At 72.3% G+C, this 20,062-nt stretch carries 22 protein-coding genes and 2 tRNA genes; 11 read left to right on the forward strand and 13 right to left on the reverse strand.

What is annotated here, in order from left to right; genetic code table 11:
* Positions 1–4 precede the first annotated feature (4 nt).
* Entirely contained in the window at positions 5–358 is a 354-nt protein-coding gene (locus ACFPM7_RS26980; protein ID WP_378250604.1) for a type VII secretion target, read from the forward strand.
* Complete coding sequence (locus ACFPM7_RS26985) at positions 358–1,203, forward strand: WXG100 family type VII secretion target (RefSeq protein ID WP_378250605.1); 846 nt, start codon at positions 358–360, stop codon at positions 1,201–1,203. The genes ACFPM7_RS26980 and ACFPM7_RS26985 overlap by 1 nt, the downstream gene beginning before the upstream one ends.
* Before the next feature lie 34 nt (positions 1,204–1,237).
* On the opposite strand, the gene ACFPM7_RS26990 is transcribed toward ACFPM7_RS26985, so the two are convergent.
* The 3 genes from ACFPM7_RS26990 to ACFPM7_RS27000 are packed head-to-tail and all read right to left on the reverse strand — an operon-like array spanning position 1,238 to position 3,398.
* Positions 1,238–1,396, reverse strand: coding sequence for a hypothetical protein (locus ACFPM7_RS26990; RefSeq protein ID WP_378250606.1), 159 nt, complete (start codon positions 1,394–1,396; stop codon positions 1,238–1,240).
* Positions 1,393–2,151 (reverse strand): putative hydro-lyase, encoded by a 759-nt coding sequence (locus ACFPM7_RS26995; protein ID WP_378250607.1) that lies wholly within the window; start codon positions 2,149–2,151, stop codon positions 1,393–1,395. The genes ACFPM7_RS26990 and ACFPM7_RS26995 overlap by 4 nt, the downstream gene beginning before the upstream one ends.
* Entirely contained in the window at positions 2,148–3,398 is a 1,251-nt protein-coding gene (locus ACFPM7_RS27000; RefSeq protein ID WP_378250608.1) for an MFS transporter, read from the reverse strand. Before ACFPM7_RS27000 ends, ACFPM7_RS26995 begins: the two co-directional genes overlap by 4 nt.
* A 156-nt stretch (positions 3,399–3,554) precedes the next feature.
* Here ACFPM7_RS27000 and ACFPM7_RS27005 point away from each other — a divergent pair, with 156 nt between their 5' ends.
* Positions 3,555–4,223, forward strand: coding sequence for a GntR family transcriptional regulator (locus tag ACFPM7_RS27005; protein WP_378250609.1), 669 nt, complete (start codon positions 3,555–3,557; stop codon positions 4,221–4,223).
* A gap of 37 nt (positions 4,224–4,260) precedes the next feature.
* Entirely contained in the window at positions 4,261–5,013 is a 753-nt protein-coding gene (locus ACFPM7_RS27010; protein ID WP_378250610.1) for a sulfite exporter TauE/SafE family protein, read from the forward strand.
* Positions 5,014–5,054: 41 nt separating this feature from the next.
* On the opposite strand, the gene hisC is transcribed toward ACFPM7_RS27010, so the two are convergent.
* On the reverse strand, positions 5,055–6,116 hold the full coding sequence (gene hisC, locus ACFPM7_RS27015) for a histidinol-phosphate transaminase (RefSeq protein WP_378250611.1): 1,062 nt from the start codon (positions 6,114–6,116) through the stop codon (positions 5,055–5,057).
* Between the two features lie 133 nt (positions 6,117–6,249).
* On the opposite strand from hisC, the gene ACFPM7_RS27020 reads away from it, so the two are divergent.
* A complete protein-coding gene (locus ACFPM7_RS27020) occupies positions 6,250–6,855 on the forward strand; it encodes a dienelactone hydrolase family protein (protein WP_378250612.1) in 606 nt (201 codons plus the stop codon).
* A 27-nt stretch (positions 6,856–6,882) separates the two neighbouring features.
* Here ACFPM7_RS27020 and ACFPM7_RS27025 read toward each other — a convergent pair whose 3' ends face one another.
* Positions 6,883–7,536, reverse strand: a complete 654-nt coding sequence (locus ACFPM7_RS27025) for a CoA transferase subunit B (protein ID WP_378250613.1) — start codon at positions 7,534–7,536, stop codon at positions 6,883–6,885.
* Positions 7,537–7,539: 3 nt separating this feature from the next.
* Positions 7,540–8,304, reverse strand: a complete 765-nt coding sequence (locus tag ACFPM7_RS27030) for a CoA transferase subunit A (RefSeq protein WP_378250614.1) — start codon at positions 8,302–8,304, stop codon at positions 7,540–7,542.
* A 191-nt stretch (positions 8,305–8,495) separates the two neighbouring features.
* On the opposite strand from ACFPM7_RS27030, the gene ACFPM7_RS27035 reads away from it, so the two are divergent.
* Together ACFPM7_RS27035 and ACFPM7_RS27040 are read left to right on the forward strand one after the other, a co-directional pair.
* A tRNA-Ser gene (locus tag ACFPM7_RS27035) sits at positions 8,496–8,585 on the forward strand.
* A gap of 35 nt (positions 8,586–8,620) precedes the next feature.
* A tRNA-Arg gene (locus ACFPM7_RS27040) sits at positions 8,621–8,693 on the forward strand.
* A 51-nt stretch (positions 8,694–8,744) separates the two neighbouring features.
* On the opposite strand, the gene ACFPM7_RS27045 is transcribed toward ACFPM7_RS27040, so the two are convergent.
* Positions 8,745–8,927, reverse strand: coding sequence for a hypothetical protein (locus ACFPM7_RS27045; RefSeq protein WP_378250615.1), 183 nt, complete (start codon positions 8,925–8,927; stop codon positions 8,745–8,747).
* Positions 8,928–9,108: 181 nt separating this feature from the next.
* Complete coding sequence (locus ACFPM7_RS27050; protein ID WP_378250616.1) at positions 9,109–10,260, reverse strand: hypothetical protein; 1,152 nt, start codon at positions 10,258–10,260, stop codon at positions 9,109–9,111.
* A gap of 214 nt (positions 10,261–10,474) precedes the next feature.
* Here ACFPM7_RS27050 and ACFPM7_RS27055 point away from each other — a divergent pair, with 214 nt between their 5' ends.
* Together ACFPM7_RS27055 and ACFPM7_RS27060 are read left to right on the forward strand one after the other, a co-directional pair.
* Positions 10,475–11,662: an alpha/beta hydrolase family protein gene (locus tag ACFPM7_RS27055; protein ID WP_378250617.1), complete on the forward strand. Its 1,188-nt coding sequence runs from the start codon at positions 10,475–10,477 to the stop codon at positions 11,660–11,662.
* Positions 11,663–11,758: 96 nt separating this feature from the next.
* Positions 11,759–12,925 carry an LLM class flavin-dependent oxidoreductase gene (locus ACFPM7_RS27060; protein ID WP_378250618.1) on the forward strand — a complete coding sequence of 389 codons (1,167 nt, stop codon included), beginning with the start codon at positions 11,759–11,761 and terminating at the stop codon, positions 12,923–12,925.
* A 164-nt stretch (positions 12,926–13,089) separates the two neighbouring features.
* Here the strand turns inward: ACFPM7_RS27060 and ACFPM7_RS27065 are convergent, their stop codons facing one another.
* From ACFPM7_RS27065 to ACFPM7_RS27085, 5 genes are all read right to left on the reverse strand, one after another.
* The gene (locus tag ACFPM7_RS27065; protein WP_378250619.1) at positions 13,090–13,581 is read right to left on the reverse strand and encodes a hypothetical protein; all 492 of its coding nucleotides are present in this window, start codon (positions 13,579–13,581) and stop codon (positions 13,090–13,092) included.
* 73 nt (positions 13,582–13,654) lie between these two features.
* Positions 13,655–13,858, reverse strand: a complete 204-nt coding sequence (locus ACFPM7_RS27070; RefSeq protein WP_378250620.1) for a hypothetical protein — start codon at positions 13,856–13,858, stop codon at positions 13,655–13,657.
* A 147-nt stretch (positions 13,859–14,005) separates the two neighbouring features.
* Positions 14,006–15,241, reverse strand: coding sequence for an MFS transporter (locus ACFPM7_RS27075; protein ID WP_378250621.1), 1,236 nt, complete (start codon positions 15,239–15,241; stop codon positions 14,006–14,008).
* 114 nt (positions 15,242–15,355) lie between these two features.
* Positions 15,356–16,933 (reverse strand): ABC transporter permease, encoded by a 1,578-nt coding sequence (locus ACFPM7_RS27080; protein WP_378250622.1) that lies wholly within the window; start codon positions 16,931–16,933, stop codon positions 15,356–15,358.
* Positions 16,930–17,823 carry an ABC transporter ATP-binding protein gene (locus ACFPM7_RS27085; RefSeq protein WP_378250623.1) on the reverse strand — a complete coding sequence of 298 codons (894 nt, stop codon included), beginning with the start codon at positions 17,821–17,823 and terminating at the stop codon, positions 16,930–16,932. Before ACFPM7_RS27085 ends, ACFPM7_RS27080 begins: the two co-directional genes overlap by 4 nt.
* A 75-nt stretch (positions 17,824–17,898) precedes the next feature.
* On the opposite strand from ACFPM7_RS27085, the gene ACFPM7_RS27090 reads away from it, so the two are divergent.
* Both ACFPM7_RS27090 and ACFPM7_RS27095 read left to right on the forward strand, forming a co-directional pair.
* On the forward strand, positions 17,899–18,369 hold the full coding sequence (locus ACFPM7_RS27090; protein WP_378250624.1) for a GbsR/MarR family transcriptional regulator: 471 nt from the start codon (positions 17,899–17,901) through the stop codon (positions 18,367–18,369).
* 34 nt (positions 18,370–18,403) lie between these two features.
* Positions 18,404–20,059 (forward strand): DUF885 domain-containing protein, encoded by a 1,656-nt coding sequence (locus tag ACFPM7_RS27095; protein WP_378250625.1) that lies wholly within the window; start codon positions 18,404–18,406, stop codon positions 20,057–20,059.
* Positions 20,060–20,062 lie beyond the last annotated feature (3 nt).

The raw sequence follows: 20,062 nt of genomic DNA on the forward strand, positions 1-20,062 counted from the left end.
ACCCATGCCCGACGGATTCACCGTGGACCCCCGTGAGGTCCGCGACCACGCAGGCGCCACCGAGGGCTTCGCCGGCCGTGCCGACGTCGCCACCCAGGCGGGCGCGCACCTGACCTCGCTCAACGACGCCTACGGCCTGCTCTGCCAGAGCTTCGGCGAGATGCTGGTCGAGCCGCAGCAGCGCGGCACCGACGCGCTGCGCGGCTCGGCCGACGGGCTGCACCAGCTCTCCCAGCAGCTCACCGCCTCGGCCGAGGCCTACGAGCAGGTGGAGGAGAAGATCGCCGCTGTGCTGGAGGCGCTGGCCAAGCAGCTCGACCTGGCCGCGCGCGGCATCCCGACGGTGGGTGGCCGCTGATGGTCGACATCGACAACAAGACCGACAACCCGCTGGTCGAAGACGGCACCGACCTGCGCAACAACTACGCCCAAGACCTCAACCCGTTCGAGAACATGGGCGCGCCCAGCGCCGACGGCGGGCCGGGGTTCATGGCGGGCATCACCGCCTTCGAGGCGGGCTGGGCGATCGCCGAGGGCATCGACAAGGGCGACTGGAAGCTCGCCGTCAGCGGGCTCATCGCCGGCGGCCTCGACGTCGCGGGCGCCGCGCTCGACCCCATCGCCTACGTGGCGGGCCAGCTGTTCTCCTGGATGCTGGAGCACATCGAGCCCGCCAGGGCCGCGCTGCACGCCCTGTCCGGCAACCCCGACATGGTGAAGGCGTACGCGCAGTCCTGGACCAACATCGAGCAGGAGATGCTCGCCGTCAGCCAGGAGTTCGGCGCCGCCGCGCGGTCCGAGGCCCCCTCGTGGACGGGCCAGGCCGCCACTGCCTACCGCGACCGCGCCGCCGAGATCGCCGGGATCTGCGGTGGGGTGGCGGGCGCCGCGCACGGCATCGCCACGCTCACCCTCGGCATGGCCGAGGTCGTCAACGGCGTGCGCACCGCCGTGCGCGACATCCTCGCCGCGATCGCGGGTTCGCTGGTCAGCTGGGCCATCGAGCTCGCGGCGTCGCTGGGCACGGCCGCGCCGCTGGTCGCCGCCCAGGCCAGCGCGGCGATCGCCAGGGTGCTCAGCAAGGTCGCCCAGATCCTGTTCAAGCTGGAGACCGCCCTCAGCGCGGCGATCACCCTCCTGGTCGCCATCCGCGACATCCTCGACGGACTGATCCGCCAGCAGAACGCCCTGCGCGGCGGCTGAACCCAGCTGTCCGCAGTGGACAGCTGGGGTCGCCTCAGGAGATCAGCGCGACGACGGAGACCGCCGACGTCGCGCCGAGGACGAAGCCGACGACGGCCGTGGGGCCGACCAGTTCGGCCCGGCTGAGCGCCCAGATCGCCAGGAGGCTGGCGGCGAGGACGAGCAGGGCGATCGCGTGCGGGTGCATGGTCATCCCTCCGACCGGTACGTCGACTCCGGGACATCGGTGATCAGCATGTGGCCCGGCGCGTGGGTGATGGCGAACGGCAGGGCGGAGAGGGCGGCCTGCGGGGTGACCCCGCACGCCCAGAACACCGGGACCTCGCCCGGCCGGACCTCGACCGGGTCGCCCCAGTCGGGCTTGTCGAGGTCCACCCCCAGTGCCTCGGGTGCTCCGATGTGGACCGGCGCGCCGTGCACCGCGGGCACCGCGGCGGTGACCTTGACGGCCGTGGCGACCAGGTCGGCGGGCACCGGGCGCATGGTCACCACCAGCGGCCCCGACAGCGGTCCCGCCGGGCGGCAGGCGCGTGAGGTCCGGTACATCGGCACCGTCGTGCCCAGCTCGACGTGCCGCAGCGGGATCCCCGCCCCGGCCAGGGCGTGCTCGAAGGTGAAGCTGCACCCGATGAGGAACGCGACGAGGTCGGGGCGCCACCACCGCTGCGCCGATGTCGGCTCGGCCACCAGCTCACCGTGCTCCCAGATCCGGTACTTCGGCAGGTCGGTGCGCAGATCGCCGGCGGCGAGCCGGGTGGTCCAGGAGCCCGGGTCGGTCACGTCGAGCACCGGGCAGGGCTTCGGGTTGCGCTGGGCGAAGAGGAGCACGTCGTAGGCGTCGGCGCGGGGGACGGCGATCAGGTTCGCCTGGGCGTACCCGGGGGCGACGCCGGAGGTCGTCATGACGCGTCCGGCGCGGAAGGCCGCGCGGGCCTGCGCGGGGGTCACCGGTCCACCAGTTCGACGTCGCGGGTCTCCGGCAGGCCGAACAGCGCCACGAAGGCCAGGCCGTAGGCCGCCGCGCCGAAGGCCAGCGCGCCGCCGAGCCCGTACTGGGCGGCCAGGAAGCCGATCGCGGCGGGGAAGAGGGCGCCGACGCCACGGCCGAAGTTGTAGGTGAAGCCGGGGCCCGCGCCGCGCACCCGCGTCGGGTACAGCTCGGCGAGGTAGGCGCCGAAGCCGCTGAAGATGGCCGATGAGCAGAAGCCCAGTGGCGCGGTCAGCCACAGCACCAGCGCGCCGGAGTCGGCGGGGACCAGTGTGTAGAGCAGGATCAGCGCCGCGCTCAGCGCCGCGAACAGCCGGAAGGTGTTCTTGCGGCCCAGCTTGTCCACGAACACCCCGGCCGTCAGGTAGCCGGCGAACGCACCCGCGGCGAACACCGCCAGGTACCCGGCCGTGCCGACGACGGTCAGTCCGCGGTCCTCCTTCAGGTATGAGGGCAGCCAGGTGGCCAGCGTGTAGTAGCCGCCCTGGCAGCCGGTCGCCAGCAGCGAGGCGAACAGCGTCGTGCGCAGCAGGCCGGGCGTGAAGATCTCGCCCAGGGAGTTGCGCGAGCGCTCCCGCAGCCCGGTGAACACCGGCGCGTCCTCGACCCGCTTGCGCACCCACACCACGAGCACCGCGGGCAGCGCGCCGGTCAGGAACAGCACGCGCCAGGCCCACTGCTCGTCGAAGACGGTGAACACGATCCCGTAGACCGCGACGGCCAGCGCCATGCCGACCGCCCACGAACTCTGGACCACCGCGATGACCCGCCCGCGGTGGCGCGCCGAGCAGTACTCGGCCACCAGGATCGCCCCCGTCGCCCACTCACCGCCGAAGCCGAGCCCCTGCAGACCGCGGAAGACCAGCAGCGTCTCGTAGTTCGGCGCGATGCCGCACAGCGCGGTGAACACGGCGTAGACCAGCACGGTGATCATCAGGGTGCGCACCCGGCCGATGCGGTCGGCCAGCACCCCGGCCAGGACGCCGCCGACGGCGGAGGCGACGAGGGTGGTGGTCGACAGCAGCCCGGTCTCGGCCTTGCTCAGGCCGAACGTCGCGGCCACCGCGCCGAGGCTCAGCGGCAGGACCCAGTAGTCGTAGGAGTCGAGGCCGTACCCGCCGAACGCCCCCGCGAACGCCCGGCGCCCCCGCGCGGGCAGCTCCCGGTACCAGGCGAACCCCGCCGTGGTCTGCGTGCTCATCACCATCACCCCATTCGATTGAGCCTGGTGTGCTGTCGCTCACAGCATGGCCGATCGTTCAACGATTCTACAAGTCACCAATATGACAATCCCTCAATCAGACGATTAGGCTGGGCGGCACACCGCCGCTCGTGACGCGGCACTCGACGGGGAGGCCCAGTGGTGAAGGATCTGGCTGAGCTGGTGCGGCTGCCGGAGCGGGAGAGCGCCGCCGAGGCGACCGCGGGCGCGCTCCGGGAGCTGATCATGACCGGCAGGCTGAGGCCGGGCGCGCGCGTCAACGAGTCCGACTTCATCGGCGTGCTCGACGTCTCCCGCAACACCCTGCGCGAGGCGTTCCGCCTGCTGCACCACGAGAAGCTCCTGGTCCACCGGCTCAACCGCGGCGTCTTCGTGCGCACCCTGTCGGTGGACGACGTCGCCGACCTTTTCCGCGTACGCCGCGTCATCGAGTGCTCAGCGCTCTCCCGCGCCACCGCCGAGGGCGTCGAGCTGATGGACCGCGCCGTGCAGACCGGCCTCGCCGCGGCCGAGCAGGGCGACTGGGCCGACGTCGGCACCGCCAACATCCGCTTCCACCAGGCGATCGTCGCCCAGGCAGGCAGCGCGCGCATGGACGAGCTGATGCGCCAGGTCGTCGCCGAGCTGCGTCTGGGCTTCCTGGAGATGGGCAACCCGCGCGACTTCCACATGCCCTACCTCGGCCGCAACGGCGAGATCGTCAACGCCCTCACCCGCGACGAGCCCGACGAGGCCGACCGCCAGCTCCGCGCCTACCTCGACGACGCCGAGGAAGAGATGCTCGTCGCGTTCCGGGCCATGGGCCGCTGAGCGCGCCTAGCATCGCCCCGATGATCGGACGAAACCCGTGACGGGCTGGGAAGCGGTCGCCGTCGTCCTCGCCGGGGTGTTCGCGGGCGGCATCAACACCGTCGTCGGCTCCGGCACCCTGGTCACCTTCCCCGTGCTGCTGGCGGTGGGCTACCCGCCGGTGGTGGCGAACGTGTCGAACTCCCTCGGCCTGGTGCCCGGATCGATCACCGGCGCCATCGGCTACCGCGACGAACTCGTCGGCCAGCGCGACCGGCTCATCCGCTTCGGCATCGCCTCGCTGCTGGGCGGCATCGGCGGCGCGTTCCTGCTGCTCGTGCTGCCCGCCGAGGCGTTCGAGACGATCGTGCCCGTCCTCATCGCCCTGGCCCTCGTGCTCGTCGTCCTGCAACCGTGGCTCTCGCGCAAGCTCGGCGCCCGGCGCACCGAGGGCTCGATGCACGGCACCGTCGGCGTCTTCGCCGCGATCTTCGCCACCGGCGTCTACGGCGGCTACTTCGGCGCGGCCCAGGGAATCCTGCTGATGGGCTTCATGGGCATCCTGCTCAACGAGAGCCTGCAGCGCGTCAACGCCATCAAGAACGTGCTCGCCGCGATCGTGAACGCGGCCTCGGGCATCGTCTTCATCTTCGTGGCCGAAGTGGACTGGCTCGCCGTCGGCCTGATCGCGGTGGGCGCCGTCGTCGGCGGCCTCATCGGCGCCCGCGTCGGGCGCAAGCTGTCGCCGACGGTGCTGCGCGGGGTGATCGTCGTGGTCGGCGTCGTCGCGATCGTCCAACTGCTGGCCTGAGCGCGGGTGGGCGCGTCCACACAGGACGCGCCCACCCGTGGTCAGAACGAGCGGGCGGCGGTGAGGAAGAGGTCGTTCTCCTCGGGGGTGCCGATGGTGACTCGGGCGCCGTCGCCGGAGAAGGCGCGGACGACGACCTTGTGCGCCAGGCAGTGCTCGTTGAAGGCGTCCGTGCGCTCGCCCAAGGGCAGCCACACGAAGTTCGCCTGCGACTCCGGCACGGTGAAGCCCGCCTCCAGCAGGGCGGCGCGGACGCGGGCGCGCTCGGCGACGATGTCGCGGCAGCGGGCCAGGAGTTCGTCCTCGGCGTCCAGCGACGCCAGGGCCGCCACCTGGGCCAGCGCGTTCACCCCGAACGGGATGAAGACCTTGCGGACGGCCTCGGTCACCGCCTCCGGGGCGACCAGGTAGCCCACGCGCAGGCCCGCCAGGCCGTAGGCCTTGGAGAAGGTGCGCAGGACCGCGACGTTGTCGCGCCCGCGGGCCCACTGCTCCTTGGCGACCTCGACGCCGTCGGGCACCGACGGGTCGTCGACGAACTCCCGGTACGCCTCGTCGATGACCACGAGGACGTCGTCGGGGAGGGCGTCGATGAAGCCGTCCAGCTGCGGCTTGGTCAGCGCGGTGCCGGTCGGGTTGTTCGGGGTGCAGACGAAGGCCAGGCGGGTCCGGTCGGTCACGGCCGCGACCATCGCGTCCAGGTCGAGGGCCTGGCCGGGGGTCAGCGGGACGCGGGTCTGGCTCGCGCCGACGACCTGGGTGATGATCGGGTAGGCCTCGAAGGACCGCCAGGGGAAGAGGACCTCGTCCTCTGCGGTGCAGGTCGCCTGCACCAGCTGCTGGCACAGGGTCACCGAGCCGCACCCGGTGGAGACCTGCGCCTCGGACACGCCCAGCTTCGCCGCCAGCCGCGCGACCAGCTCGCCCGCCCCGCTGTCGGGGTAGCGGTTGATGCGGCCCGCCGCTTCGGCGACGGCGGCCACGACGCTGGGCAGCGGGCCGAGCGAGACCTCGTTGCTGGCCAGTTTGACCGCCCCGGGCACGGTGCGGCCGGGCACGTAGCCCGGCAGCGCGGCCAAGTCAGCGCGGGTTCGCACGCTCATTGCGTCAGCTCCTTCGGTGTGCGGCGCGATGGTGTTCATCGTGGTGGCGCCACACCCCGCAACCTAGTACTCGACCCCAGGTGAGCGGGCGATCACGTTGACTGCTGTTCACCACACCGTGGGAAGGTGGGGCATGGTTGAGATCCAGACGGCTGACTTCCGGCTCGCCGACGGCCGGGAGCTGCGGCTGTCCCACGCCGAGCCCGACGGGGTCGTGCGCGGCGGGCTGGTCGTGCTGCACGAGGCTGCGGGGATCACCGAGGCGGTGTCCGAGGTCGTCCGCGGCCTGGCGGGGGAGGGCTGGCTGGTCGTCGTCCCGCACCTGCCCGCCGAGCTGACCGAGGCCTCCGCGCTGGCCGCCACCGACATCGGGTTCGCCTGGCTGGCCGCCCGCACGGTGTCGGTCGACCGGATCGGCGTCGTCGGGGTGGGGCTGGGCGGGTCGGTCGCCCTGGTCGTCGGTGCGCGGCGCGACATCGGCGCCGCGGTGACCGTGGCCGGGGTCGGCATCCTGGAGCCCGCCGTCGACGGGCTGCCCGCCCTGGTCGAGATCGCCGCCGAGCTGCGCGTGCCGTGGCTGGGGCTCTATCGGGCGGAGAACCCGACGGCCGAGGAGGTCGAGAAGCTGCGCGACGCCGCGGGCTCGGCCCCGGTCGCCACCGACCTGGTCCGCTACGAGGCGGGCACCTCCGAGGCGTGGCAGCGCGCGCTCAACTGGTTCGACGCGCACCTGCGGTGAGGGGCGGGCCGGGCCCGCCCCCTCCCGTCAGACCATGGACGCGACCGCGCCCTCGGTGACCAGCGCGGGCTCGGTCTTCGCCCGCACCTCGTCCTCGGTGACCCCGGGGGCCAGCTCGCGCAGCACCAGCCCGGCGTCGGTGATGTCGATCACAGCGAGGTCGGTGATGATCCGCTGCGCCACCCGCTTGCCGGTGTAGGGCAGCGAGCACTCGTCGACGATCTTGTACGAGCCGTCCTTGGCGACGTGCTCCATCAGCACGATGACCTTCTTCGCGCCATGCACCAGGTCCATGGCGCCGCCCATCCCCTTGATCATCTTTCCGGGGATCATCCAGTTGGCGATGTCGCCGTCCTTGGACACCTGCATGGCGCCCAGGATCGCCGCGTCCACCTTGCCGCCGCGGATCATCGCGAAGGACAGGGCGGAGTCGAAGAACGACGCGCCGCGGCGCACGGTGACGGTCTCCTTGCCCGCGTTGATCAGGTCGGCCTTCTCCTCGCCGTCCCACGGGTAGGCGCCCACGCCCAGGATGCCGTTCTCGGACTGCAGGACGATCTCCACGTCGTCGGGCACGTAGTTGGGGACCAGCGTCGGCAGGCCGATGCCGAGGTTGACGTAGGAGCCGTCGTGCAGCTCCCTGGCGGCGCGGGCCGCCATCTCCTCGCGGGTCAGCGCCACGGCTCAGGCCCCCTTCTGGCGGACGGTCCGCCGCTCGATGCGCTTGTCGGCTGCCTGCTCGGCCGTCAGCGGGACCACCCGCTGCACGAAGATCCCCGGCAGGTGCACCTCGTCCGGCGCGAGGTCACCGGGCTCCACCAGCTCCTCGACCTCGGCGACGGTGACCCGCCCCGACATCGCGCACAGCGGGTTGAAGTTGCGCGCCGACTCCCGGAACACGAGGTTGCCGTGCCGGTCGCCCTTCCACGCCCGCACCAGCCCGAAGTCGCACACGATCGCCCGCTCCAGGACGTAGTCCAGCCCGTCGAACTCGCGCACCTCCTTCGGCGGCGAGGCGACCGCCACGTTCCCCTCGGCGTCGTACTTCCACGGCACCCCGCCGTCGGCCACCTGCGTGCCCACGCCGGTCCTGGTGAAGAACGCCGGGATGCCGGTCCCGCCCGCCCGCAGCCGCTCGGCCAGCGTCCCCTGCGGCGTCAGCTCGACCTCCAGCTCCCCGGAGAGGTACTGCCGCGCGAACTCCTTGTTCTCCCCGACGTAGGACGAGGTCATCCGGGTGATCCGCCGCTCGCGCAGGAGCAACCCCAGCCCCCACTCGTCGACCCCGCAGTTGTTGGACGTCACGTCCAACCCGCTGACCCCTTTGTCGAGCAGCGCCTGGATCAGCACACTGGGTATCCCGCACAACCCGAACCCACCGACCGCCAGGCTCGCGTTGTCCCCGACGTCGGCGACCGCATCAGCGGCGCTGCGGACGACTTTGTCCATCGATGCCCCTCCTTCTGGGTGTGGCAGTCGCGACTCTAGTGCCGTCGGAGGGGTTGTCGGGGTGTTCGTCATCCCCATAACACCCAGCCGCCTCATATGGGCCACCACCTGCGGCGTTGCACGAAGGAGGGGGGCGTTTTGCTCCTCGGGAGGGGGCCTGTGTAGTCTTGCCGCAGCGGCCTGGGGCCCCGGGAGGCTTCGCCTAGTCTGGTCTATGGCGCCGCACTGCTAATGCGGTTGGGGTTCAAAGCCCCTCCCGGGTTCAAATCCCGGAGCCTCCGCTGGACACCTGGCCCGCCAGGTGACAACTGAACATGCGCCCGTAGCTCAACGGATAGAGCATCTGACTACGGATCAGAAGGTTAGGGGTTCGAATCCCTTCGGGCGCGCAATGCGAAACCGCAGCGGATGTCATCCGCTGCGGTTTTGTTTTGTGGTGATTAGCGGGGAGCCACTTCGACGGGGCCCGCGGTGACGGTGAGGTCGAGGAGGTGGGCGCCGCCGAGGAGGAGGGTGGTGCAGACGATCAGGACCGCGATGAGGCGGGTGGTTGTTCCCCAGGAGCTGATGGCGTGGGCCAGGAAGGCCGGGAAGGTTGTCGTGTGGGGTGGGTCTTGCCTCACGGGGGCCTTTCCGAGGGCGCGGGCCGGTGGGGGCGGCGGCGGGTTGGTGGCGGGAAGTTGGTGGGCGGGACGTTTGTGGGTGACGTGGTTCGGTGGTGTTGGTGTGGTGAGGCTATGAGGGGGCGCGGGTGTGGGGTGGGGGATTTCAGCTGCGGGTAGGGAGGTTTACCCGTAAGCGTGATTACGGGGAGATGTGCCAGACCATGAGCAGGTGGCCGCCGAAGTAGGCGGAGACCGTGGTCAGGGTGGTGAGGGTGATCCAGGTGTTCGTCGGGCGGGCTCGGGCCAGGGCGACGGCTATCGGTATCAGGAGTGGAAAGGCGACCAAGAGGAAGCGGGCTTTGGCGTTGTACATGCCGTCGCCGCCGATGGTGGTGATCAGGAGGATGGCGGAGAACAGCAGGAGGGGCCAGGGGAGGCGGTCGGCCACGGTGTGGGTGAAGAGGGCCAGGGAGATCAGCATGACCAGGGTGACCACGTAGAACGTCACGTGCGACGGGGTGGAGAGGACCTTGGTCACGAAGCGCCAGGTGTAGGTGCCGCCGTCCCAGCCGGTGAACCAGCCCTCGTGCTCGATCCAGAACCAGCCGTCGGGGCGGCCGGTGCGGATCGCGACCCAGGTGAGGTAGCCGAGCCAGCCGAGGGGGGCCAGTAGGCCTGCCAGCCAGGCGCGCCAGTTCGTGGGGCGTTGGAAGACCGTGATGAGGGCGGCCAGGCCGACGGCGGCGATCAGGGCGGTGGCGGTGGGGCGGGTCAGGCCGGCGAACAGGCACAGGACGCCCGCGGTCAGCCAGCGCTGGGTGAGCACGGCGTACAGCGACCAGGCGGCGAGGGCGGTGAAGAGGCTTTCCGTGTACGCCATCGACTCGACGATCGCGTGCGGGAGGACGCCCCAGAGCACGGCGAGCAGGACGCCGGTGCGGTGGTCGCGCAGGTGCCTGCCGACGGTGTAGACGCCCCAGGCCGCGGCGACGCCTGCCAGCCACGCGACGGCGATGCCCGCGCCCATCGCCGACAGCGGGGTGATGGCGGCCAAGCCCGCCACCAGCATCGGGTAGAGCGGGAAGAACGCCATGGTGCTCTTGGGCGCCTCGGCGCGGTCGTAGCCGTTCTCGACGATGTCGAGGTAGTGCACAGAGTCGTACTTGTAGCCCAGCAGCGTCAGGACGTTCTGGCCCTGGTCGTCGGCCCACAGCCACAGGAACAGCACGCCGATGACCCTGACCAGCAGATAGCCCGCGACCGCAGCGGCGGCGGTCTGGGTCAGCCAGGTGCGGGGCGGCGGGGGGCCTGCGTCGTCGGGGGCCCGGGGCGCGAGATCGGTCGTCGTCATGTCTTCGCTCGTGCTCAGCGGCCACGGAATGGCGAACAGCATCGCACAGCCACCGTGCCGGGGCGCGGAACGACGCGGGCGCGGTCCACCGGCGGGGGGAGCCGCGGGTCAGTCCGCGGGAGGACGCACGGGCGGCACGCGGACCGACACCATCGGGGGGACAACGGTTTCCGAGGGGGAGACCTGCGCAGGGAGATGGTGAGGGGGAGATGCGGTGATCACCAAGACCGTGCTGGCCGTGAGCGCGCTCACGGCCGGGCTGATCGTTCCGGCGGCGGCCGACGCGCCGGTCCGGATCGCGATGCCCGTGCTGTCCGGGCCCTACCCGGTGGGGACCGCGGAGGTGCACCTGATCGACCGCGGCCGGGCCGACCCGTGGGTCGGGGGAGCGCGGGAGCTGATGGCCACGGTGAGCTACCCGGCGTCGCCGGTCGGCGAGCGCGCGGGCTGGATGGGCGACGGGGTGGCCGACGTGGTCGACCGGGTCGCCGGGCCCGGTGAGCTGGGCATCCCGGCGGGGTCGGTCGCCTGGGCGCAGACCCGGCGGCACGCGCGCACGGCGGCGCCGGCGTTCGGGAAGTGGCCGGTGGTGGTGTTCTCCCACGGGCTCGGGTCGCTGCGGGAGGTCACCGCCGGGCTGGTCGACGACCTCGCCAGCCGCGGCTACGTGGTGCTGTCGCTCTCGCACACCCACGAGGCCACCGCGGTCGAGTTCCCCGACGGCCGGGTGGCGACCGCGGTCTCGGACATGGCCGACCCGGCCGAGCGCCGGACCGCCATCGACGTCCGCGTCGCCGACAGCCGCTTCGCCCTGAGCGCGCTGACCGGCGGGGACCTGCCGCTGCCGCGCGGGCTGCGCCGGGCGCTGGACACCGGCAGGGTCGGCATCGCCGGGCACTCCTACGGCGGGTTCACCGCCGCCGAGGCGATGCACCTCGACCGCCGCTTCGCCGCCGGGATCAACCTCGACGGGGCGATGGGCGCGCCCGGGGTCCCCAGCGGCGCGGTCGAGCACGGCCTGGACCGGCCGTTCCTGCTGGTCGGAGCCGACTTCGTGGACCCGGGCACCGGGGCCGTCCTGGAGCACTCGCACCGCGACACCGCGCTGGACCCGACGTGGGCGCGGTTCTGGCGGAACCAGCGCGGCTGGAAGCGCGACCTGCACGTGCACGGCGGCACCCACTACGCCTTCACCGACCTGCAGTTCGCCGTGCCGAGGCTGCGCGGGCTGCTGACCCCGGAGCAGTACGCCTTGGTCGTCGGCACGATCGAGCCCCGGCAGTCGCTGGCCGCCCAGCACGACTTCCTGGCCGGCTTCTTCGACCTGCACCTCAAAGGCCGCGACCGCGGCCTGTTCGACCGCGACCCGCACCGCTACCCGGACGTGCGCTTCATCCCCTGACGGGTTTCATCCGGTTGCCGTGTAACGCCGACGGCACCCAGGGTGACCTCCCGGTTGATCCGGAGAGCCCGGGTCAACCGGGTGACGGGACGCTGGATGAAGATCGACGTGTTCAACGAGATCCAGAACCGCGGGGGCGGGCCCGCCGGGCCGCGCTTCGCGCAGGCGCTGGAGCAGGCCAAGCTCGCCGACGAACTCGGCTACGGCTGCTGGTGGCAGGTCGAGCACCACGGCGCGGGCGAGTTCAGCCTCTCGTCGGCTCCCGAGCTGTTCCTGGCCGCGCTCTCGCAGGTCACCTCGCGCATCCGGCTCGGGCACGCCGCGGTGCTCGCGCCTGCGCGGTTCAACCACGCCGTGCGGGTGGCCGAGCGCGCCGCCACCCTCGACCACCTCAGCGGCGGGCGGGTCGAGCTGGGCATGACCCGCTCCACCATCCCCGAGTGGCGGCTGTTCAACATCGACCCCGCCGACGTGCGCCCGCAGACCGCCGAGGCGTTCGAGCTGGTGCCGAGGCTGTGGACCGAGGACTCCGTCACCCACGACAGCGACACCTACCGCCTCGACGGCGTCAGCGCCGTGCCCAAGCCCGTGCAGGGCCCGCACCCGCCGCTGTGGCAGGCCGCGGCCAGCCCGGCCTCCTTCGAGGAGGCGGGCCGCCGCGGCGTCGGTGTGCTCGGCACGACCTTCTGGGAGTCGATCGAGCGCGTCGAGCGGATGGTGCGCCTCTACCGCGAGGCCGCCGCCGCGTGCACCGAGCCGGTCGGCCGCTTCGTCAACGACCAGGTCGGCTTCTTCACCTTCGTGCACTGCGCCGAGACCGACGAGCAGGCCATGCGCAACGGCGCCGCCGCGGCCGCCGCCTGGTACACGGTGACCGCGCTCAACTTCTTCGAGGCCGGCCAGGACTTCGTCAACGGCCTGGAGCGCCAGAAGGAGCTGATGGCGCAGTCCGACGGCGGCGGGCTCGCGGGTGAGTTCCACCGCGCCGAGGAGGGCGCGGGCCCCACCCCGGGCCAGCTGCTGATCGGCCGCATCCTGCAGGGCGAGGACATCCCCGACGACGAGCTGTTCGCCATCCTCAGCGAGCAGCAGTCGCTGATCGTGGGCTCGCCGGAGACCTGCCGCAAGAAGCTGCGCGCCTACGCCGACCTGGGCATCGACCGCCTCATGTGCCTGCAGCAGATCGGCGGCCTCGGCCACGAGGAGGTCATGACCAGCATCCGGCTGACCGGCGAGCTGATCCCGGAGTTCGACCGGTCCTGACCCGGCGGCAGACTCGTCTACAGAGGACCGTCAACCGCCGGACGTGTGACAGCGGCGCCGGCTGGTTAGTGGTGCTGTGAGTTCTCCTTCCTCCCAATGGGTGCAGTAAGCCCGCTGTCCCCAGGTGATCCACAGGTTCCTGTGGATCACCTGGGGACAACTCCTCAGGCGGCCTTCTCCGCTGTCAGCGGTTTGCCGATCAGCTCCGCCGTCTCGGCGCTCAGCGACCGCCCGGGAACGTCGGGGTCGCAGCCGATCCTGGACAGCCGCGCCCGGATCGACCCCGGTGATCGCTGCCGTGCCGCGGCCAGCTCGCGGATGGCGGCGCCCGCGGGCGTGCTTTCGCCCAGGGCCAGCCATTGCGCGCGCAGCGCCGAGTCCAGCTCCGATGTCCAGGGAGCGTGCGAGTTCGGCGCGGCGCCGCGCCTGCGGGCGGCTCCGCCGAGCGCGCCCGCCGCTGTCAGCGCGCGGGTGAGCAGGCGGGCGACCTCGGCGGCGGCGGCCTGCGGGACGCGCAGTGCCCCGTCGGCCTCGACGGCGCCATCGGCTGACCGGCCGCGCAGGTCCAGGGTGACCTGGCCGTCGTCGTGGGCGGTGAGGCTGAGGGTGTAGGTGGCGCTCCGGTGGGTCGCGCTGTGTTCCAAGGTGAATGCCATGACACCACGCTAGAAGCGCGCGGGCCGCGGGCGCGGAAGTTGTCCACAGGCCCTGGATTCATCCACAGCCGGGTCAGTGGCGCTTGCGGTGCCGACCGGGTTTGTGGGAAACGGGCTCGTCCGCGGTGTCGTAGGCGCCTGGGGCAGGCTCCAGATCGGTGTGGTCGCGCTCTTCGCGCAGGATGGTGGTGAGCGTGTGGTTGGCACGGCGAAGCCGCCACGCGGCGAACAGCACCACGATGGCCGCCGCCGCTATCCAGAACACCGTGCTCGTCATCCGAGTCACCACCTACGCACGCTGCCGTCCCATGCAGGTACCACGAAGGTTCTCATTCCATTCACCGCGCCGCAGCCATTTCTTGCGCAGTAACCCGATGTTGCCTCCGTGAATGCACGAATGGCCTAATGCATTGCACCGAGAGTGCTATTCAGCAGGCTTGACTGACATCTCGGCCCGCCCCGGGGCCGGGTGCGGACCATCCGACGGCCGGGGCAGGGTCTCCCTGGCCGGGAGCCACACCAGCGCGGCGACGAGCAGCAGCGCGCCGGTCACGCCGAAGGCCGCGCCGAAGGACAGCTTGTCGGCCAGCAGGCCGGTGACGATCGGCCCGAGGATCGCGCCGACGTCGGCCGACATCTGGAACACCGCGAGGACCTGCCCGCCGCGCGCGCCGCCGAGCACGTCGGCCACCGCCGCCTGCTGCGACGGCGCGTACACGCCGGTCCCGAGCCCGGCGACGATCGTGACGACGATGAACTCCAGCACCGAGTCGGCGAAGCCCACCCACGCCGTCGCCGCGCCCGCGACGAACAGCCCGACGATGAGCAGGGGCCTGCGGCCGATCCGGTCGGAGAGCCGCCCGGACACCATCAGCATCACCACGTTGCCCGCCGCGAACAGCGCCAGCGCGGTCCCGGCGAAGGACTCGTCGCGGCGCAGGACCTCGGTGATGAACAGCGGGATCAGCGCGGTGCGCACGCCGAAGACCGCCCAGCCGTTGGCGAAGCTCGCGCCCAGGGCCGCGCGGTAGCCGCTGTCGCGCAGCGCCTCCCGCAGCGGCATCTCGCGCACCGAGCTGTCCTTGGCGGGCGCCATCAGCACCGAGTGGCGCAGCGAGAACCACACCAGGAACACCGCCAGCAGCAGCGAGGCGGCGTAGACCAGGAACGGCGCGCGCAGCGAGATCGCGATCAGCCCGCCGCCGACGAGCGGGCCCGCGACGTTGCCGAGCAGGAAGCTGGTGCCCCACAGGCCCGAGGCGCGCCCGCGCAGCAGCGGCGGGGTCAGCCGGACCATCAGCGCGATGCCGGAGACGGTGAACATCGTCGAGCCGATGCCCGCCACCGTGCGCAGCGCCAGCAGCTGCCAGTACTCGCCGACGAAGGCGCACGCGCCGGTGGACACGGCGACGATGAGCAGGCCGACCAGGTAGACCCAGCGCTCGCCGAGCCTGGTCACCAGCTTGCCCGCGACGGGCGCGAAGACCAGCCGCGCGACGGCGAAAGCGCTGATGATGATCGAGGCCGCCGTCACGCTGACGTCGAAGCCGCGGGCGAAGGTGGGCAGGGCGGGGGCGACGAGGCCGAACCCGATGGCGATGACGAAGTTGGCGGCGATGATGACCCAGACTTCGCGAGGCAGCGTCTCCGATTTGGACATAGCGGACACGCTCACCCGGAGGCCCCCCGACGACGACATCATTAGCTGCGCTAACTATAAGCCGCGACCACCCGATCGGGTCAACCGTCGTCGTCCACCGAACATTCCTGGGCCCTATCCGATGTCGCGCCGCCGGAATCCCGCCAGCCCGGCGGCCAGCAGCGCCGCGGCGATCCCGGCCAGCGCCAGCAGCGGCCCGGCCGCGAAGTCGCCGTGCACGTGGCTGAACGGCGAGACGTTCATGACCCACTGCTCCACCCGCACGACCGGCCCGAACAGCGTCACCAGCACCACGACCGCGACCACCGCCCACGAGCCCGCCACCGCCAGCCGCGGCAGCAGCCCGAACAGCAGCGCCGCCGCGCCCGCGACGACCCACACCGCGGGCAGCTGTGCCAGCGAGATCTCCAGCGCCTGCCCGCTCGCCCCGCCGAGGTCGCCGGTGCGCAGCCCGTGCCCGGCGCCCATCGCGAGTCCGGAGACCAGCAGCAGCACGGCCGGTCCGGCCAGCGCGTACGCCAGGCCCGCGCCCAGCCAGGCGAGCCTGCCCGCCCCGGCGGTCAGCACCGGTTCGGCCCGCCCGGCGGACTCCTCGGCGCGCGTGCGCAGCACCGCCTGCACGCCGTAGACGGCCGCGAGCATGCCGAACAGGCCTGCCATCGAGGTCAGGAAGGCGTCGACCAGCGCGTTGGCCCCGCCCATGCGGGTCAGGATCTCGGTCATCTCGACGCTGGAGCCGAACAGGTCGGCCACCCCGTCGGCCAGCGACCCGAAGATCGCGCCGACGACGCCGAACCCGGCGGCCCAGCCGATCAGCGCGCCGCGCTGCAGCCGCCAGGCCAGCCCGCGCGGACCCGCCAGCGACGGTGCCGCGTCGGCCGGGCCGGGCCGTTGCGGCAGGAAGCCCGCGCCGAGGTCGCGCCGGGGGGCGAGGAAGAAGGCGAGCGCGCCGATCGCCAGCGCCGCGCCCAGCGGCAGCAGCAGCACCCACCACCGGTCCTGCAGGAACGGCTTGGCCAGCTGCGGCCAGGCCAGCGGGGACAGCCATGACAGCCAGGTCGCCGTCGCCGTCGAGTCGCCGACCCCGCGCAGCAGGAAGGTCAGGCCGATGACCGCGGTCGCCATGCCGTTGGCCGAGCGGGAGTACTCGGTCAGCTGGGCCGTCGTCGCCGCGACCGCGGTGAACACCAGGCCGGTGCCCGCGATCGCCAGCCCGAACAGCAGTGCCCCGCCGCCCGCCAGACCCATCCCCAGCAGCGCCGCCGCGATCAGCAGCCCCGCGCCGACCGACGTCGCCCCGGCCGTGATCACCCCGGCCGCGAGCGCCGCGTGCCTGCCGACGACCGCCGAGCCCAGCAGCTCCAGCCTGCCGCTGTCCTCCTCGGCCCTGGTGTGGCGGGTGACGGTGAAGACCGCCATGAGCGCGGTGAACAGCGCGGTGAACATGCCGAAGCGCCACGCGGTGAACCCGCCCGCGGTCGAGAGGTCGTAGGCCGGTCCGAAGAGGACGGCGATCGAGGGGTTGCTGCCCGCCCCGGCCGCCAGCGCGGCGCGCGAGGCCGCGTCCGGGAACAGCTCCTCGTAGGCCGGGATGCCCGCCGCGGGCAGGAACCCGAGCAGCAGCAGCCACAGCGGCAGGATGACCCGGTCGCGGCGCAGCGCCAGGCGGACCAGCGCCCACGTGCCGGTCACCGGGCCACCCCGTCCTGGTAGTGGCGCAGGAACAGCTCCTCCAGCGTGGGCGGCTGGCTGGTCAGCGAGCGGACGCCGGTGCGGGTCAGCGCGCGCAGGGCGCCGTCCAGCTCGGCGGTGTCGACATCGAAGGAGACGTGCGTGCCGCGGACCAGCAGGTCGTGCACGCCCGCCAGCTCGGCCAGCCCGTCCGGCGGCGCGGTCAGCTCGGCGCTGATAGTGGTCCTGGTCAGGTGCCGCAGGTCGGCGAGCGTGCCGGTCTCCACCGTGCGGCCCTGGCGGATGATGCTCACTCGGTCGCACAGGGTCTCGACCTCGGCGAGGATGTGGCTGGACAGCAGCACCGTGCGCCCGCGGTCGCGCTCCTCGGCGACGCACTCCTGGAACACCGCCTCCATCAGCGGGTCCAGCCCGGAGGTCGGCTCGTCCATGACCAGCAGCTCGACGTCGGAGGCCAGCGCGGCGACCAGCGCCACCTTCTGCCGGTTGCCCTTGGAGTAGGTGCGCCCCTTCTTGCGCGGGTCCAGGTCGAAGCGCTCCAGCAGCTCGTCGCGGCGGGTCTTGTCGAGGCCGCCGCGCAGGCGGCCGAGCAGATCGATGACCTCGCCGCCGGAGAGGGTCGGCCACAGCGACACGTCGCCAGGCACGTAGGCCAGCCTGCGGTGCAGGTCCGTCGCGTCGCGCCACGGGTCGCCGCCGAGCAGGACGGCGCGTCCGGAGTCGGCGCGCAGCAGCCCGAGCAGCACGCGGATGGTCGTGGACTTGCCGGAGCCGTTCGGGCCGAGGAAGCCGTGCACCTCCCCGGTCGCCACCTCCAGGTAGAGCCCGTCGAGCGCGCGGGTGCGGCCGAAGGTCTTCACCAGGCCGGACACCGAGATTGCCGTACTCATGCCTTCAGAACATACTCTACTTTCACTAAGTTGTGAACGTTAGGAACGCGCTACGATCTCCGCCGGAGGTGTTCGGTGACCGAGAAGGACCCGCAGGCCGTGGCCCGCTTCGTCGAGCGGTTCGGCCTGCTGCTGGCCGAGGGTGGCGTGCCGAGGATGCCCGCGCGCGTCTTCGCCTGCCTGATGGCGACCGACACCGGCAGCCTCACCGCCCCCGAGCTCGCCGAGGCGCTGCGGGTCAGCCCGGCGGCGATCTCCGGCGCGGTGCGCTACCTGCTCCAGGTCACCCTGATCTCCAAGGGCCGTGAGCCGGGCGAGCGCCGCGACCACTACACCGTCTCCGACGCGGCCTGGATCGAGGCGTTCACCAACCGCGACAAGCTCCTGGAGAACTGGACGGCCGCGCTCACCGAGGGCATCGACGCGCTCGGCCCCGGCACTCCCGCCGCCGCGCGGCTGGACTCGACCCGGCGCTTCTTCCACTTCGTGCAGGGGGAGCTGGAGGGCATGATGGAGCGCTGGCGTGCCCACGAGGCCAACCGGTAGACCCTGTGACGCCCGGTTACGTAGGGTCGCGGACATGACCACCCCCGCGGACTCGGCCGCCACCCTGGCCGACGAGCTGACCACCCTCCTGTTCGAGAACTCCCCGGTGTTCGCCACCCTCCTCGGCGTCCCCGGGCACGACGAGCGGCTGGGCGACCCCTCCGCCGAGGGCGAGGCCCGGGTGCGCGCCGCCGCGCTCGACATCGCCAAGCGGGCCGCCGCCGTGACCGGCGCGAGCGGCCAGGACGCCGTCACCGTCAAGGTCGTCGCCCAGCAGGCGGAGTCGGTGATCGACCAGATCGACGCGCGGCTGACCGAGCACACCGTCACCGACCTGTTCGTCGGGCCCGCGGCGAGCGTGCTGTCGTTCCTGCCGATGATCGTGCTGCCCGACGCCGAGCGCGCCACCTCCTACCTGGCCAGGCTGCGCGCGATCCCCGAGCACCTGCAGGCCTACGCCCAGCGCCACCGCGACGGCGTCGCCGCGGGCCGCGTCCCGGTGCGCCGCGGGGTGGACAACGCGGTCGCGCACCTGGACCGCTACCTCGCGAGCGAGGCCGACCCGCTGCTGTCCCCGGCGCTCGCGGGCGAAGATGACGGCTTCGCCGCCGAGCGCGAGCGCGTCGTCGCCGAGATCGTGCGCCCCGCCTTCGCCCGCTACCGCCAGGTGCTCGCCGAGGAGATCGCCCAGCACGGCCGCGACGACGAGCACTCCGGGCTGTGCGCGTTGCCCGAGGGCGAGGACGCCTACGCCCGGGTCTCGCGGGTGCACACCACCACCGACCGCACGCCCGAGGAACTGCACCAGACCGGCCTGGACGTCATCGATTCGCTGCGCGAGGAGTACGCCGAGCTGGGGGAGCGGGTCTTCGGCACCCGCGACCAGGCCGAGGTGTTCGCCAGGCTGATCGAGGACCCGGCCATGCGCTGGCGCGACGCCGAGGAGCTGCTGGGCGACGCCCGCGCCTGCATCGAGCGCGCCGAGGCCGTCGCCCCCGACTGGTTCGGCAGGCTGCCGGGCCAGCGCTGCCAGGTCGAGCCGGTGCCCGCCACCGAGGCCGCGGGCGCGCCCGCGGCGTACTACATGCAGCCCTCGCTGGACGGGCTGCGGCCGGGCGTCTACTTCGCCAACACCCACGAGGCGCACAAGCGCGACCGGTTCCTCTCCCAGGTGACCGCGTTCCACGAGGCCGTGCCCGGCCACCACTTCCAGCTCACCATCGCCCAGGAGCTGGACCTGCCGCTGCTGCGCCGCATCGCCGACGTCAACGCCTACTCAGAGGGCTGGGGCCTCTACACCGAGCGGCTCGCCGAGGAGATGGGCCTCTACACCGACGACGTGGCCCGCCTCGGCATGCTCGCCATGGACTCGCTGCGCGCGAGCAGGCTCGTGGTCGACACCGGCGTGCACGCCAAGGGCTGGAGCCGCGAGCGGGCGCTGGCCTACATGCGGGAGAACACGCCGCTGTCCACCGTCGACATCACCTCCGAGGTCGACCGCTACATCGCCTATCCAGGGCAGGCGCTGTCCTACATGGTGGGGCGCCTGGAGATCCAGCGGATCAGGACCGCGGCCGAGCAGCGCCTCGGCGGGCGCTTCGACATCCGCGGCTTCCACGACGTCGTGCTGGGCAACGGCGCGCTGCCGCTGTCGATCCTGGACGAGGTCGTCCGGGCCTGGACGCCCTGAGGG

Origin of the sequence: Actinokineospora guangxiensis (assembly GCF_042657845.1) — a bacterium.
GTDB lineage: Bacteria > Actinomycetota > Actinomycetes > Mycobacteriales > Pseudonocardiaceae > Actinokineospora > Actinokineospora guangxiensis.